Consider the following 14,526-nt stretch of genomic DNA (forward strand, 5'->3'; position numbering starts at 1 on the left):
CTTGGCCTTGACCGCAGATGTACGCATCGCGAATCAACTCCTTTGTTGTGAGCCGCGTGCATCGGGCAGGCGCGCACTCACCAACGAATATAGGCCGATCCGAGCAGCGTCGGGGCGGCTCAGTTCTTCAGGATCGGCTTGAGCGCTTCGATCACCGCTGGGTCTTCGATCGTCGACGGCAACGGCTCCTCGCGGCCGTGGGCGATGCCCCGCATCGTCTTGCGCAGGATCTTTCCGGACCTCGTCTTGGGCAGCGCGGGAACGACGTCGACGAGTTTGAAACACGCGACGGCGCCGATGTTCTCGCGCACCGACTCGATGAGCTGCTCGGCAAGCGCGTCGGCCGAAGCCCCCTGCTGCAGGACGACGAAGCCGCGCGGCACCTGGCCCTTGATCTCGTCACGCACGCCGATGACCGCGCATTCGGCGACCGCCGGATGAGTGGCCAGCACGGCCTCGATGGATCCCGTCGACAACCGGTGTCCGGCGACGTTGATGACGTCGTCGATGCGGCCCATTACGAAGAGGTAGCCGTCCTCGTCGAGATAGCCGCCGTCGCCGGTGAGGTAGTAACCCGGATGCTCGGACAGGTAGGAGGCCTTGTACCGGTCGTCGTCGCCCCACAGGGTGGGCAGGGCGCCCGGCGGAAGCGGGAGCCGGATGCAGATGTCGCCTTCCTCGTTGGCAGCGCAGGGCGAGCCGTCGACGTGCAGAATCCTGACGTCGTAGCCGGGCATCGGAACCGTCGGGGATCCCGGTTTGATCGGCATGGGTTCCAGCCCCATCGGGTTGGCCGCGATCGCCCAGCCGGTTTCCGTCTGCCACCAGTGGTCGACGACCGGGACACCGAGTTTCTGAGCCGACCACTCGTAGGTGTCCGGGTCGAGTCGCTCACCGGCCTGGAAGAAGTACTTCATCTTCGACAGGTCGTAGCGGCCGATGTGCGTGCCGTCGGGGTCCTCCTTTCGGATCGCGCGCACGGCCGTCGGCGCGGTGAACAGCGCCTTGACCCCGTGCTCGGACGCTACCCGCCAGAACGCACCCGGATCGGGCGTGCCGATCGGCTTGCCTTCGTAGAGCACGGTCGTGGCGCCCAGCAGCAGCGGTCCGTACACGATGTAGGAGTGGCCGACCACCCAGCCGACATCGGATGCGGCCCAGAAGACTTCGCCGGGTTCGATGTCGTAGACGTTGCGCATGCTCCAGAGCAGCGCCACCGCATGCCCGCCGTTGTCGCGGACGATGCCTTTGGGCTTACCCGTGGTCCCGGAGGTGTACAGCACGTAGAGCGGATCGGTCGCGGCCACCGGCACGGGGTCGACGGCAGCCGCGGCCGCGACGTCCTCCCAGTCGAGGTCGCGGTCCGGAGCCAACTCACAGCGCTGCCGGTCGCGCTGCACGATGACGCAGTTGCGCGGCGGGTGCGCGGACATCTCGAGTGCGGCGTCCAGCATCGGCTTGTAGGCGACGATGCGGGACGGTTCGATACCGCAGGACGCGGAGACGACGACTTTCGGTTGCGCGTCGTCGATGCGCGCCGCGAGTTCGTGCGCGGCGAACCCGCCGAACACGACCGAGTGGATCGCCCCCAGGCGCGCACACGCCAGCATCGCGATCACCGCCTCGGGGATCATCGGCATGTAGATCACCACGCGGTCGCCCTTGGTAACCCCGAGACCGCGCAGCCCCCCGGCGAATTTCGCTGTCGCGTCGCGTAATTCGCGGAAGGTATAGGTGCGTTGCGTCCCGGTGACCGGTGAGTCGTAGATCAGCGCGGGCTGATCACCCCGGCCGTCGTCGACGTGTCTGTCGAGCGCGTTGGCGCACGTGTTCAGCTCACCGTCGGCGAACCAGCGGTAGAACGGCGGGTTGGAGTCGTCGAGGATCTGTTTCGGCTCGCGGGTCCACGTCACCGCGCGTGCGGCATCGGCCCAGAATCCTTCTGGATCAGCGATGCTGGCGTCGAACAGCGCTCGGTATCCGGCCATACCGGCACGGTAGCGCGACGGCAGTTCCTATAGTCGCGTTATGGCTTCTGCTCCTCCGCCGATCGAAGGAGTGCGCCGTTCTCAGGTCACCGCCCGCGGTGTGCGCTTCCACGTCACCGAGGCCGGCCCCGCCCACGGGCGCCCGGTCGTCGCGCTGCACGGGTGGCCGCAACACCATTGGGTGTACCGCGATCTCTTGGGTGACCCGCCCGCGGGACTGCGGATCATCGCGCCGGACCTGCCCGGCTACGGCTGGTCGGGTCCTGCTCCGCACCGGTGGGAGAAGGACGATGTCGCCGCCGACGTACTGGCGCTGCTCGACGCGCTGGGTCTGGACCGGGTGTTGCTGGTGGGCCACGACTGGGGCGCGTACGTCGGGTACCGCATGGTGTTGGCGGCGCCGGAGCGTTTCGACGGCTACCTGGCGATGAACATGGCGCACCCGTGGGTGGGCCCGCGCGTCGTGGCACCACAGCTGTGGCGGTTCTGGTACCAGGTGCCGCTTGCCACGTTCGGCGTTGCGGTGCTGCGGTACACCGGCTTTCTTGACCTGCTGTTCAAGGCCGGCTCGCAGTTGGATCCGGAGACCGCGCGGGTTTACGCCGATCGGTTCCGAGATCCGGTGGTGGCCCGTGCCGCGCGCGACACGTACCGAAGCTTCCTGCTCCGCGAGCTACCGGCCGCCGGCCGCGGGCCGAAGCCGCCGCCCGCCACCGTGCCGATCCGGTGTCTGTTCGGGCGCGATGACGCGGCTGTCCATCCGTCTCTGGCAGCGGAGGAGACCGCCGATGCCGACGACTACCGACTGGAGATGGTCGACGCCAGTCACTTCATCGTCGACGAGCGACCCGATCTGGTGCGCGCGGCGCTGATCGCCCTGGCAGAGGAGACGGCCCGGACCTAGTTGCCATCACACCTGATCCGGCGCGGCGGGCAGGTCGATCTCGACGGTCAGGCCTCCGCCGGGGGTGTCGGAAGCCGAGATCGTTCCGCCCATCGCCTCGACGAATCCCGAAGCGACCGACAGGCCGATTCCGATGCCGATCGAATCGTCGTCGCTGAGCCGCTGGAACGGAGCGAACACCTGCTCTTCGCTGCCTCGCGGAATACCCGGTCCCTCGTCGACGACCGCGATGAGCACCCGGTCGCCCACCTGGCCCGCGGTCACCCGCACCAGGCTGCCGTCGGCGTAGCGCAGCGAGTTGTCGATCAGGTTGGCCAGGACGCGCTCCAGCAGTTCGTGGTCGGCAAGGGCCGCGTCGCAGTCGATCTCCACCTTCACCCGTTCACTGCCCGGTCGGGTGATTTCGTCTGTGTCGGCGCGGATTCCGAGCAGCGCACGCTGGACGACGTGCTCCAGTTCGACGCGCACCATCTGCGGTCGAACCGCGCCGGCGGCCAGGCGTGCCGAGTCCAGCAGGTTGGCCACCAGTGAGGTCAGCTGATCGACGGACTCCTCCACCGTGGCCAGGAGTTCGGCGGTGTTGTCGCCGGAGAAGTCGACGTCGCTGCTGCGGATCCGGGACGTCGCCGCCCTGGCGGCCGCGAGCGGGGTGCGCAGGTCGTGGCTGACCGCTGTGAGCAGTGCGTGCTGCAGTTTGTCCGCTTGGCCGACGACTTCGGCCTTGTTCGCCTCGGCCAACTCTCGCTGCCTGACCAGGTTGACGGCCTGCTTGCCGACGCCGTTGAGAACGCGACGGTCGCGCGTCGTCAACGCCGGTCCGGACAACAGCATCCAGTACTCGTCGTCGCCGATCTCGACGGGTGTGTCGGCGTCGTCGACGTCGGTGCAGGGGTCGGTGCCGGTGTGGGCGAGCAGTTCGCCGGTCTTGCTTCTCACGATGCTCACGGCGCGCTGGGAGTACGTTTCGCGGACCCGCTCCAACAGGCTGTCGAGGTCCGCTTCGTTCAGCACGCCGTCGGCGAACAGCGCCAGCAGCGTGGCTTCCTGACTGGCTCGGCGCGCTTCTCGCGCCCGTCTCGAGGCCCGGTCGACGAGGGCGGCGACCGCGACGGACAGGAGCAGCATGATCACCGTCGCGACAAAGCCGTCGCTGTCGTGCACGGAGAACGCGTTCGCCGGAGCCACCAGGAAGTAGGTGATCAGCGCTCCGGACAGGGCGGCGGCCGTGACGGCCGGAGCGAGCCCGCCGAGCATCGCCGTGCCCAGCACCCCGATGAAGAACAGCGCGCCCGGGCCGCCGATGCGCAGGAACCCCTCCGGCAGCAGCAATGTCAGCGCGCAGACCGCGACCGGAATCGCGATAGCGGCAAGCCATGACGTGAGCCGGCGCTGTCGTGGCGAGAGCCGGGACCACGAGATGCCGGTGCTGGCCTGGTCGTGGCTGACCATGTGCACGTCCAGACCGCCGGCCTGCTGGACGACGGCCTCGCTGATGCCCTCGTCAAACATGCGCGACAGCCGCGAACGTCGGGATGTTCCGACCACCAACTGTGTGGCGTTGATGTCGTGCGCATAGGCGATCAACGTCGAAGCGACGTCGTCGCCGACCACCGTGTGCATGGTCGCGCCCAAGCTGGCGGCCAGTTCACGCACCGCCTTCTTCTGCTGATCCGAGATGGCCGTGAGGCCACCGCCGTCGACGATGTGCACCACTCTGAGGTCGGCGCCCGATCGGGAGGCGATGCGGGACGCCCGTCGCACCAGGACCTCGGACTCGGGGCCGCCCGTTACCGCCACCACCACACGTTCGCGGGGTGCCCATCGATCGCTGATCTTCTTGTCGGAGCGGTACTTGGCCAGCGCCGCATCGACCTGATCGGCCAGCCACAGCAGGGTCAATTGCCGTAGCGCCGTGAGGTTTTCGGGTCGGAAGTAGTTCGACAGTGCAGCATCGATGCGCTCCGGCGGGTACACGTTGCCGTGAGCGAGCCTGCGCCGCAACGCTTCCGGCGTGATGTCGACCAACTCGATCTGATCGGCGGCGCGTACCACCTCGTCGGGTATGCGGTCGGGTTCCTCGACTCCGGTGATCTGGGCGGCAAGGTCGGAAACGCTCTCCAGGTTCTGGACGTTGACGGTGGTGATCACCGTGATGCCGGCGTTGAGCAGTTCTTCGACGTCCTGCCAACGCTTCTTGTTCTTGCTGCCCGGGGCGTTGGTGTGGGCGAAGTCGTCGACGAGCACGACCTTCGGCCGCCGCTGCATGATCGCGGTGACGTCGATCTCCTGGTGCTGGACGCCGGGGTTGCCGGGATTCTCGACCATGCGCGCAGGTATCACCTCGATACCCGCTAGCTGCTGGCCGACCTTGCGCCGGCCGTGGGTGTCGACCACGGCGGCAACCACGTCGGTTCCGCGCTCGAGACGGCGGTGCGCCTCGGCGAGCATGGAGTAGGTCTTGCCGACACCGGGCGCCGCGCCGAGGTAGACGCGCAGGTCCCCGGTCTTTCGTCCCAGTATTCCCATCGCTGACCAATTTACGTTGTGTAATGCGTGGCTCAAACCATCCTTGTCGTCGCTGAGTGGTCGCGGCACTGTGCTCGCCGGGCCTTTGGTTCACAGTATCGTGCGAAATCACTTGTGTCTCTTTGGTTTCAGTAGTCACAAGTCGGCCTGGGTTGATGCTCCTATTCGTGTTAAGGGTCAAGCGGCAGCGAGGTATTGGCGGTAGTTGGCGGCCAGGGTGTCGTCGCGTTTGAGGCCGCGTTCGAGTCGGGAAATGTCGTTGGGCCAGACACCGAAGTGGTCAGCGGCGGCGGTCAGGGTGATGTTCTTGGCTTGGCGGGCGGGTCGAAGGTCGCTGTAGTCGTCGATCTTGCAGGGCTGGGTGAGCAGCCGGAAGACCTCACGGGCGATGGCGCGTTTGAGCAGGCGCAGGATTTCGGTCTTGCTGCGTCTCTTCGCGGTTTGACGCGCCACGTAGGCACGGGTGCGGGGGTCGTTGGACATTCGGACCAACGCGATGCGGTAGAGGGCGTTGTTTGCCGAGCGGTCGCCGCCGCGGGAAAGGCGGTGGCGTGTGGTCTTGCCCGAGGAGGCGGGCACCGGTGCAGTGCCGCACAGGGCGGCGAAGGCGGCTTCGCTGCGCAGTCGGTGCGGATTGAGCCCGGCGGTGATCAGCAGCGCGGCGGCGGTGTCGGGTCCGACACCATGGGCGGCGCGCAGGCCGGGGTTGATGGCGTGGACCAGTGCGTGGATCTGCTCGGTGAGTTCGTGTTCTTGGCGGTGCAGGAACTGCGCACGGAAGGCCAGGGTTTTCAGTGCGGTGAGCACGGCGGTGGTGGTGGGGTCGGTATGGGTGGTGGGGCGGCAGCGGGCCAGGGCCTTGACCAGACTCCTGGTGGTGTGGCGGCGGTATCGTTCGCGCAGTTCAGCGGGCGCGGTCACCAACAGTGACTGAATCTGGTTGGTGGCTGCGGTGTGGGCTTTGACCGCGCCGCGGCGGGCGGTCAGCAGCGCACTGAGCGCAACGGTGCGTTCGTCTTTGGGCGCGGCCAGTCCATGCCCGGACAGCGCGTTGCGGGCCGCGCCGTAAGCATCGAGTGGGTCGGACTTGCCGCGGCGTCGCCGTGCGGCGCGGTCGGGTCGGTTGACTTCGACGACGTCGATGCCGGCGTCCTGCAGTGCCCGGGTCAGCCCGGCGCCGTAGGAGTTGGTGCCTTCCACTCCGGCGATCAGGACGGTGCCGAAGCTTTGTGCCCATTTGACCGCGATGTAGTAGCCACTCGGGTGGGTCGGGAACTCGGCATCGCCGAGGGGTTTGCCCGTGTCAGAAAGCGCGGCCAGGTGAATGGTGTCGAGGTGGGTGTCGGCGCCGATGACGACAATCGATGATGGTGACACGATGGTGGTGCCCTTCTGCCGGTGATCACCGGCGGTTGTGGTGACAACCCGGTAGGGCGGGCAGACAAGACATTGATGAGGAAACTGCCAGGCTCCTGATTAGGTCATGTCCGCCCTGCCGGGCCTCGTGGAGCGACCCGCCCGCCGCCGGTGGGACAGATCAAGCCAAAGACAACCCAGCAGGGCGTCAGTCAGTGCGAGGGTCACCACCAGCAACGGACAGGCCCGTCCATCATCAACCCGTCCGGTTGAACTCCATCAATGTCGGTGGGTGGGGTTAGCGTTGCAGTGTGGGATTCGAACGTATGAGCGAAGTGATCGCGGCGATGGCCGAGCAGCTGTCCGCGTTGGTCGCCGAGTCGTTCGACGCGTTGAGCACCTCTGAGCAGTTGGCGCTGACAGCGCAGTGGGAGAGCTTCACCCGTGGTTCGGCGACCGTGGGCCACCGCCTGGTGGCCGGGCTGGGTCGTGCGCCGATCGAGGAGTTGGGCGAGCGCAGCGTGGCCGGGGCGTTGACGGTGTTGCTGCGCATCTCCAAGGCCGAGGCGCATCGGCGGGTGGCCGAGGCAAAAGAGTTGGCGCCGCGCCAGGCGATGACCGGCGAGACACTCGAACCGGTGCTGGCCCACACCGCCGCGGCTGTGGATAAGGGCCTGGTGGGTGCCGAGCATGTACGGGTGATCCGGCGGTTCTTTGACCAGCAGGTCCCGGCCTCGATGCCCTTTGACGTGCGCGAGGCCGCCGAAGCGCAGCTGGCGCAGCTGGCCACCAAGCACACTCCTGAGGAATTGCGCGCGGCCGCCCAGCGATTGGCGGCCTATTTGAACCCGGATGGGGATTTCTCCGATGAGCTGCGCGCGGCGCAGCGCTGGCTGCGTCTGGGCCGGCAGCGCCTTGATGGGATGAGTGAGCTACGTGGACTGCTTGATCCGGCCACGCGGGCGGCGTTGGAGGCGGTGCTGGCGGTGTGGGCGGCTCCTGGGCGCTGCCACCCCGACGGCGACACCGAGGGTGAGGACGGTCAGCGATGTGCGGATCAGGATCCCTCGGCGGAGGCGGACCCGTCGGCGGAGACGGTGGCCGCTGATCGGCGCACGGTTGGGCAGCGCAACCACGATGCGCTCAATGCCATGTGCCGGACGTTGCTCGCCTCGGGCACGTTGGGCAGCCATAACGGGTTGCCTGCGACGCTGCTGATCACCACCACGTTGCAGGAACTGGAGTCGGGCACCGGGCATGGGTTCACCGGGGGCGGGTCATTGGTGCCGATGAGCGAGGTGATCCGCCAAGCCGCTGAGGCGCATCACTATCTGGCGATCTTCGACAAGGCCACCGAAGAACCCCTCTACCTCGGGCGGGCTAACCGTTTGGCGTCCAAAGCCCAACGACTGGTGCTCTTCGCCAGGGATCGGGGCTGCACCCGGCCCGGCTGCACGGCCCCGGCTTACCACTGCCAGGTCCATCACGGGCACAAGGATTGGGCCGTGGGCGGTCAGACTGACATCGACGAGCTGACGCTGGCGTGTGGCCCCGACAATCGGCGGGTCAAACCCGGCGGCTGGCGCACCTACAAACGCAAAGACGGGCGCACCGCATGGCGTCCTCCGCCCCAGCTCGACACCGGCCAAGCCCGCGTCAACAACTACCACCACCCCAACCGCTACCTCATCCCCGACGACGGAGACGACGAGGGAGCCCCCGAGGACAGCGGAGAGTGTGCTGACGACGGTGATGACCACAGCGATGATCGTGACGCCGGCTGATGGCTGCCTTTTCGCGCGGCGATGATCGTGACGCCGGCTGAAGTCGGCGTGTGGAGCGTGCGTTTGGTGAAGTCACCGTCGGGTAGCCCGGCACCATGGCTCACGGACGACCACTCGCGCTTGTGACGGGCGCTTCGAGCGGTATCGGCTTCGAGTTGGCGAAGCTGTTCGCCGACGACGGCTACGACCTCATCGTGGCCGCCGACGATGACGGCATTCACGCCAGCGCCGACAAACTTGCCGCCAGCGGCACAGAGGTACGCGCGATTCAGGTCGATCTCCGCAACGAGGACGACGTCGATCGGCTGTACGCCAGCGCCACCGAAGGCGGCCGCCGGTTGGACGCCGCCGCCCTCAATGCCGGCACCGGCGGCGGTGGCAGCCGATTCGTCGACCGTGGGCTCGAAGAAGACCTGAACATCATCGACCTCAACGTCCGGGGAACCACGCAACTGGCCAAACTGGTGCTCGCTGACATGGTCAGCGCCAACTCGGGCAAGCTTCTCTTCACGTCGTCGATCGTGGCGATGATGCCCGGCTCGTATCAAACCATCTACAACGCCTCCAAATCGTTTGTGCAGTCGTTCGCCGAAGCGCTGCAGGACGAGTTGCGCGACACCGACGTCGTCATCACCTCGCTGATGCCCGGCCCCACCGACACCAACTTCTTCCGGCGGGCCGGCATGCTCGACACCTTGGTGGGACGCATGCCCAAGGACGACGCCCACAAGGTCGCCAAACAGGGGTATGACGCACTGATGGAGGGAAGGAAGAAAATCGTTGCCTCCTCACCACTTTCGAAAGGGCTCGGCCTGATGAACCGGTTCCTGCCCGACTCGGTGAAGGCCGCCTCCAACAGGCTGATCTCGAGGTGAGTATGAGAGGCTCCGCCGATGCTGTGGTGATCGGAGCCGGCCACAACGGTTTGGTCGCCGCAGCCATGCTCGCCGACGAGGGCTGGGATGTGCTGGTCCTGGAAGCGCAGGAACAACCCGGCGGCGCGGTCAAGAGCGCCGAACTGTTCCCCGGCTATGTCAGCGACCTGTACAGCGCGTTCTACCCGCTGTCGGTGACCTCCCCGGCTCTCCAAGCCCTGCACCTCGAGGAGCACGGCCTGCGCTGGTCGCACTCACCCGCGGTCGTCGGCCATGCGAGCTCGGCCGATGACGAAGACGCTCCGCTGATTTGGCGCGATCTCGACCGCACCGCAGAGGATCTCGACCGTCGCACACCCGGTGACGGCGAGCGTTGGCGCGACTTGTTCGCCCAGTGGCAGCGCATCAAGAAACCGCTGGTGGAGACGTTGTTCGCGCCGTTCCCGCCGGTGCGTGGAGCGGTCGGTGTACTGCGTGAGCTGGGCACCGCCGAGGCGCTTCGGTTGGCGCATCTGCTGCTTCTCCCCGCAGGCGTGATGGCTGAGAAGCTGTTCGAGGGCGAGGCCGCGCGACTCCTGTTGCTGGGCAACGCAATGCACGCCGATGTTCCCATCGACGCGCCGGGCAGCGGCGTCATGGGATACATGCTGATCATGATGGCTCAGGACGGCGGCTTTCCGGTTCCGGTCGGCGGCGCCGGCCAACTGACCGCAGCGCTGGTGAACCGGGCGACGTCTGCGGGTGCCCGCATCCAGTGCGGACAACAGGTCGACCGGATCGACGTTCGAGGCCGACGCGCGGTGTCCGTTCACACCTCCGGCGGCGAGACCGTCCGGGTGCGTCGGGCGGTGATTGCCGATACCTCGGCGCCGATGTTGTACCGCGACCTGCTGCCGGCCGACGCTCTCCCCGAACCGGTGCTGCAGAGCATCGACCGATTCGTCTGGGACACACCGGTGTTGAAGATCAACTACGCCCTCGACGCGCCGATTCCGTGGCGTTCGCAGAGTCTGAACGATGCGGGCACGGTACATCTCGGCGCGGACCACGACGGCCTGATCCGGTGGATGGCCGACCTCAACACCGGCACCGTGCCGCTGCATCCGTTCCTCCTGTTCGGGCAGATGACCACCGCCGATCCGAGCCGGTCACCAGCAGGCACCGAAAGCGCCTGGGCGTACACACATCTGCCCCGGGGCGTCGCCGACGACGCCTCCGCCGATCAGTTGTCGGCGGCGGTGGACGTCGTGTTGGAGAAGCATGCGCCCGGATTCAGCGACCGCATCGTCGGCAAGACGATTCAGCGGCCGTCGGACCTGGAGGCCAGCGACGCGAATCTGCATGCCGGTGCGGTAAACGGCGGGACGTCACAACTATTCCAGCAGTTGATCTTTCGGCCGTTCCCGGGTTTCGGCGGCGCGGAGACGCCGGTCGAGAACGTCTTCCTCGGCAGCGCGGGCGCGTCCCCGGGCGGGGGAGTGCACGGTGTCTGCGGCCGCAACGCCGCACATGCCGCACTGGCTGCCGCCGGGAGACTGGGTTGGCCGCGCCGACAACTCAACCGCGCGATCCTGTCACTGATGACGCGATGAGCCGCGCCAGGTGAGTGACGGTAACCGACGTCGCGAAGAAAGTGTCCGGATGGCAGACGCTGCGGCCAGAACGACTCGAGGCGATGACCGCGGACCGGATCACCGTGCTGTTCAACCTCTACGGGTACCGGACGCTGGACGTCGACGCCGTGCGGGACAACGACCTACTGGACGTGCGCGCGGCTAGTAGCCCGGCGTGACGACGTCTTCCAGTTCCTGCAACTCGGGCGACGGCCCAGGCTGTGGGTGGGGTGGCACCTGATTACCGGTGGACCCGGTGCATTCGGCACCGCTGACCCCGGGCGGGCATGCGTTGTTGACTGCTGAGGCGGTGTTCGGAACCAGATAAGGCACGCACGTCCCGCTGTAGAGGTCGCTGTCCTCGCCTGCCGGGCAGGCCGCGAGGTGACTGGGGACGCTGGGCGAGGTAGCGACGACGGCCGCAACCATCGGGGCCATCGTCGCGAGCGCGAATCCACCGGCGATTGTGAGCCGTCGTCCGATGCGGAATCTCGTCAGCGCTGACATCCTCGTGCCTTTCCTAGTGGAACGACCTACACGCCGACATTATCTTGATCGCGCATCACGTGTGCCAGGTCCGGCTGTACGACGATCGCGCGCGGTACCGTGCTCATCGGCGCGGCGACGGCGGCGGCCCCCATAGCCCAATTGGCAGAGGCAGCGGACTTAAAATCCGCACAGTGTCGGTTCGAGTCCGACTGGGGGCACCGGAAGTTGCTGGTAGATGCGTTCTCGCGCCTACCGGATGGGCTCGCATTTCTCCCTCACCCGGCGCCACCCCGGCGGGCGGCGAGATCGCGGCGGCGAGGTCGGCGCGGCAGCTAACTTGTGGGGCTGCCGGCGACACCGGGAAGCGCAAGAAGTAGCACGCCGTCGCGCAAACCCACAGGTATCCGCCAGACTTTCCTCATGGCCGCGATGAAGATAGCTTCGAGCGCCTTTGAACGCCAGGCGTGGACCGAAGTCTACGAGTGTCTCTCCGACGCGGATGAACGACTCGATGCTGACGATCTTGAGCGCCTGGCGACTGCCACCTACTTGATCGGTAAGGACGACGAGAGCGTGCGGGCTTGGGAGAGGGCTTCCTCCGCGTGGTTGGCTGCCGGCGATCCGGGCCGAGCCGCCGAATGCGGGTTCTGGTTGGCGCTAACGCAATTGCTCCAAGGCAATACGGCGCGCGGCAGCGGTTGGCTGGCACGAGTGGGTCGGCTGGTGGAGGACCGCGAGTGCGCCGCGCGCGGGTACTTACTCACTTCCGCAGGCCTTGGGGCGTGGACGGGTGGGGATCCCGCGAGAGCGTACGAGATGTTCGTTGAGGCCGGCAGGATCGCCGCACGGTTCGGTGATCGCGACTTGGCGGCTCTCGCCTGGCTGGGTCAAGGCCAGGCATCGGTCGCCCAGGGTGAAACGGCTCGCGGCGCGGCACTGCTCGATGAAGCGATGGTGAGCGTCACTGCGGGGGAGGTGTCGCCCATCCCCGCCGGCATCGTCTATTGCGGCGTCATCGAGACGTGTATGGGCGTGTTCGACCTGGGGCGCGCGACCGAGTGGACCATGGCGTTGAGCGATTGGTGTGACGCCCAGCCTGACCTCGTTCCATACCGCGGTCAATGTCTGGTGCATCGCTCTCAGATCCTGCAGATCCACGGCGAATGGCCCGAGGCGACGACGGCCGCCCGCCTCGCTTGCGAGCACTTGTCGCGACCCGCTGCGCACCCTTCCTTAGGATTGGCGGCTTACCAGCGAGCGGAGCTGCACCGGCTGCGTGGAGAGTTTGACGACGCTGAAATCGCCTACCGGCAAGCCCATCAGTTCGGTCGAGAGCCCTTGCCTGGATTGGCCCTCCTGCGACTGGCCGAAGGGCACGTCCATGCCGCGATTGCCGCGATTCGTCGCGCGGTAGACCTAAGCCCCGATCGTTTCGGCCGGCCGGCAACATTGGCTGCGCACGTCGACATCATGCTCGCGGTCGGTGACGTCCCGGCAGCGCGAGCGAGCGCCGACGAACTTGCCGAGATCGCCGAAGCCATCGACGCGCCGTTTCTGCACGCCATCGAAGCTCACGCCGACGGGTCGACGCTGCTCGCCGAGGGCGACGCCCCCGCGGCCCTTGCTGCCCTGCGCCGGGCATCTGCGGGTTGGCAGGACTTGGCAATGCCCTACGAAGCCGCTCGGACGCGGGTTCAGACCGGGCTCGCCTGCCGAGAGCTGAGCGACTTCGACGCAGCGGCACTGGAGTTCGACGCCGCGCATGATGGCTTTAGCCGGCTCGGCGCAGTGCCCGACACGGAACGTCTGGCCGAGGTCATCGGGACCCAGGGGCGGTCGGCGGGGGGCCTCACCCCGCGCGAATGCGAGGTGTTACGGCTTGTCGCCGCGGGCAAGACCAACCGAGAGATCGGCGCGAGCCTCGTACTCAGCGAGCACACGGTCGCACGTCACCTGCAGAACATCTTCGCTAAGCTCGGCTTGTCATCTCGGGCAGCCGCCACCGCCTACGCCTACGAGCAACACCTCGTCTAACAGGTGGTTAGAACTGACCACTCGCACCGCGGCGATATGGTGAATTCGGTCGATGCGCCGACGGCGGTCTGATTCATATCGTTCAACCATGTCTCAACAGGTTGATTACCGTGACCTCCGGCGGGCGGAAGCCGAGAATTACGCACGCGACTTCGTCCCGCTCATTCCCGCGCCGCTCGCCGGCGATCTCATCGAGGTGGCGGCACCCGAGCCGGGTGAATACGTCGTCGACATCGCATGCGGGACTGGTGTCGTCACCCGCCTGGCCGCCGAACGGGTCGGGACCACAGGGAAAGTCGTCGGAGTGGACCTCAACCCCGGAATGCTGGAGGTTGCCCGCACAACCGCCGCACCGTCCGGTGCCGTGATCGAGTGGCGGGAGGGAAGCGCTGAAGCTCTTCCGCTCGCCGATGAGTCATACGATCTGGTGTTGTGTCAGCTCGGGTTGATGTTCTTTCCCGACCGGCCCGCAGCCGCCCGCGAGATGCGGCGCGTGCTGTCGCCGGGTGGCCGCGTCGCGATCAACGCGCCGGGAACCATGCCGCGCTTTTTCGAGATCATGGTGGACGCCCTTGGTCGTCACATCAACCCTGACCTACCCGGATTCCTACGTTCGGTCTTCTCCCTGAGCGAGACCCAACTGCGCCAGCTGCTGGAAGTCGCCCACTTCCAAGACGTGACCGTCAAAACCATGACGAAGACGCTGCGGCTACCACCGCCGGCCGAATTCTTGTGGCAGTACCTTCAAGTCACACCTATCGCAGGGCTCGTCATGTCGGCGGGCCCCGACCGCAGACAACAACTTGAAAACGAGGTTGTTGCACGCTGGCAAGACTTCATCGATCGCGGCGGCATGGTCGTCGAGCAGCCGATCGTCGTCGCAACTGCTAAAAATCAGCACCTTCAAGCAATTTCACATGACGTCCCCTGATCGAGCAAGCCTTCATCGTCGGCCTT

General features: G+C 66.7%; 11 protein-coding genes and 1 tRNA gene. 8 read left to right on the forward strand and 4 right to left on the reverse strand.

What is annotated here, in order from left to right:
* Positions 1–119: 119 nt before the first annotated feature.
* Entirely contained in the window at positions 120–1,988 is a 1,869-nt protein-coding gene (locus A5759_RS05360) for a propionyl-CoA synthetase (protein ID WP_068194815.1), read from the reverse strand.
* A gap of 40 nt (positions 1,989–2,028) precedes the next feature.
* Here A5759_RS05360 and A5759_RS05365 point away from each other — a divergent pair, with 40 nt between their 5' ends.
* Complete coding sequence (locus tag A5759_RS05365) at positions 2,029–2,892, forward strand: alpha/beta fold hydrolase (RefSeq protein ID WP_068194820.1); 864 nt, start codon at positions 2,029–2,031, stop codon at positions 2,890–2,892.
* Positions 2,893–2,898: 6 nt separating this feature from the next.
* On the opposite strand, the gene A5759_RS05370 is transcribed toward A5759_RS05365, so the two are convergent.
* Complete coding sequence (locus A5759_RS05370) at positions 2,899–5,418, reverse strand: sensor histidine kinase KdpD (RefSeq protein WP_068194824.1); 2,520 nt, start codon at positions 5,416–5,418, stop codon at positions 2,899–2,901.
* Between the two features lie 177 nt (positions 5,419–5,595).
* Positions 5,596–6,795, reverse strand: coding sequence for an IS110 family transposase (locus tag A5759_RS05375; protein ID WP_068194827.1), 1,200 nt, complete (start codon positions 6,793–6,795; stop codon positions 5,596–5,598).
* A 290-nt stretch (positions 6,796–7,085) separates the two neighbouring features.
* Between A5759_RS05375 and A5759_RS05380 the strand changes: the two genes are divergently transcribed.
* The 4 genes from A5759_RS05380 (at position 7,086) to A5759_RS05395 (ending at position 11,225) form a co-directional block, all read left to right on the forward strand.
* Positions 7,086–8,558: an HNH endonuclease signature motif containing protein gene (locus A5759_RS05380; protein ID WP_231984555.1), complete on the forward strand. Its 1,473-nt coding sequence runs from the start codon at positions 7,086–7,088 to the stop codon at positions 8,556–8,558.
* Between the two features lie 95 nt (positions 8,559–8,653).
* Positions 8,654–9,433 carry an SDR family oxidoreductase gene (locus tag A5759_RS05385; RefSeq protein ID WP_068194831.1) on the forward strand — a complete coding sequence of 260 codons (780 nt, stop codon included), beginning with the start codon at positions 8,654–8,656 and terminating at the stop codon, positions 9,431–9,433.
* A gap of 2 nt (positions 9,434–9,435) precedes the next feature.
* A complete protein-coding gene (locus A5759_RS05390; RefSeq protein WP_068194835.1) occupies positions 9,436–11,025 on the forward strand; it encodes an NAD(P)/FAD-dependent oxidoreductase in 1,590 nt (529 codons plus the stop codon).
* A gap of 14 nt (positions 11,026–11,039) precedes the next feature.
* Positions 11,040–11,225, forward strand: coding sequence for a hypothetical protein (locus tag A5759_RS05395; RefSeq protein WP_068194838.1), 186 nt, complete (start codon positions 11,040–11,042; stop codon positions 11,223–11,225).
* Here A5759_RS05395 and A5759_RS05400 read toward each other — a convergent pair.
* Positions 11,209–11,553, reverse strand: a complete 345-nt coding sequence (locus tag A5759_RS05400; RefSeq protein WP_068194840.1) for a hypothetical protein — start codon at positions 11,551–11,553, stop codon at positions 11,209–11,211. The two genes, A5759_RS05395 and A5759_RS05400, sit on opposite strands and share 17 nt — an antisense overlap.
* A 126-nt stretch (positions 11,554–11,679) precedes the next feature.
* Between A5759_RS05400 and A5759_RS05405 the strand changes: the two genes are divergently transcribed.
* The 3 genes from A5759_RS05405 to A5759_RS05415 all read left to right on the forward strand — a co-directional run bounded on the left by A5759_RS05405 (position 11,680) and on the right by A5759_RS05415 (position 14,500).
* Positions 11,680–11,753: transfer RNA gene (locus A5759_RS05405), tRNA-Leu, on the forward strand.
* Between the two features lie 202 nt (positions 11,754–11,955).
* Positions 11,956–13,569, forward strand: coding sequence for a helix-turn-helix transcriptional regulator (locus A5759_RS05410; protein WP_068194844.1), 1,614 nt, complete (start codon positions 11,956–11,958; stop codon positions 13,567–13,569).
* A 52-nt stretch (positions 13,570–13,621) separates the two neighbouring features.
* Positions 13,622–14,500 carry a class I SAM-dependent methyltransferase gene (locus A5759_RS05415; protein WP_082961988.1) on the forward strand — a complete coding sequence of 293 codons (879 nt, stop codon included), beginning with the start codon at positions 13,622–13,624 and terminating at the stop codon, positions 14,498–14,500.
* Positions 14,501–14,526 lie beyond the last annotated feature (26 nt).

Source organism: Mycobacterium sp. 852014-52144_SCH5372336 (assembly GCF_001665615.1).
Taxonomy (GTDB): domain Bacteria; phylum Actinomycetota; class Actinomycetes; order Mycobacteriales; family Mycobacteriaceae; genus Mycobacterium; species Mycobacterium neumannii_A.